General features: G+C 45.4%; 2 protein-coding genes. Both read right to left on the bottom strand.

The window, feature by feature from the left end:
* The coding region (gene rsmH, locus A3739_RS20160) for a 16S rRNA (cytosine(1402)-N(4))-methyltransferase RsmH (protein ID WP_068502566.1) at positions 1-560 on the bottom strand (560 nt) is incomplete at its 3' end.
* Between the two features lie 2 nt (positions 561-562).
* A complete protein-coding gene (mraZ, locus tag A3739_RS20155) occupies positions 563-1006 on the bottom strand; it encodes a division/cell wall cluster transcriptional repressor MraZ (RefSeq protein ID WP_068473654.1) in 444 nt (147 codons plus the stop codon).
* Positions 1007-1018: the final 12 nt, after the last annotated feature.

Raw genomic sequence — 1018 nt, 5'->3', positions numbered from 1 at the left:
ACAATATTTGCAAGCTTCAAGGTGGTATCAATGACTTGCTTAGATCTCGCCTCGACGATTGCAGCAGCTATGCGCTTAGCAAAACGCTCTTCACCATAATCTCTTAGTACACGCACCAACCCTTGCTCTTCGACTTCTGCGAGCCACTGCTGAGCACTAACACCAGCACTGGTATCCATGCGCATATCAAGAGGGCCGTCGTTCATAAAACTAAAACCTCGATCAGCTTCGTCCAACTGCGGTGACGAAACACCTAGATCAACCAATACTCCATCTGCCAACTCATCACCACGCTTAGCTAAATACAGTGGAATATCGACAAACGAGCCATGCTCTATCTCAAAACGGGCGTCTTCATCATGAAGTTTGTTTGCAACCTCAATAGCAGCTAGATCTTTATCAACTCCAACCAAACGCCCTGATTCTGACAAACGACTTAAAATGAGACGGCTATGCCCACCTCTGCCAAAGGTTCCATCAACATATAGTCCTTCTTCATTGCCTATAAGCGCATCAACGGCTTCATTAAGAAGCACTGTAATATGGGCAGAGTCAGTCATAGCTATAGCGACAAGTTATTTAATTGTTCTGGAATATCATCATCAGACTCGTCAGCATCAAGCCAATCAATCCAACGTTGCTCACTCCACAATTCAAATTTCTTACCTTGACCAATCAACATGGTTTTCTTTTCAAGCCCAGCATATTCGCGCAGAGGCGTAGGCAAAAGAATGCGTCCATTTGCATCCATTTCTAATGGCGTTGCATAACCGATCATGAGTCGCTGAATTCTTCGAGAGGCTTTATTGAAACTAGGAAGTGCTTCGAGTTTAGGAAGAAGCTCTTGCCACTGATTTTCTGGATAAACCAACAAGCAACGCTCTTCGGTATGTGCAGTCACTACCACACGGCCACCACAAAAAGACGAAAGCGATTCCCGAATCTTCGTCGGAATCGCCATACGACCTTTTGCGTCCATGTTGATTGCGTGGCTGCCTAAAAACACCCTTCAAACCCC

The sequence above is a fragment of the Oleiphilus sp. HI0067 genome (assembly GCF_001635735.1).
Note: the sequence above shows the minus strand (reverse complement) of the source record. Positions and strands in the feature narration are given on the sequence as shown.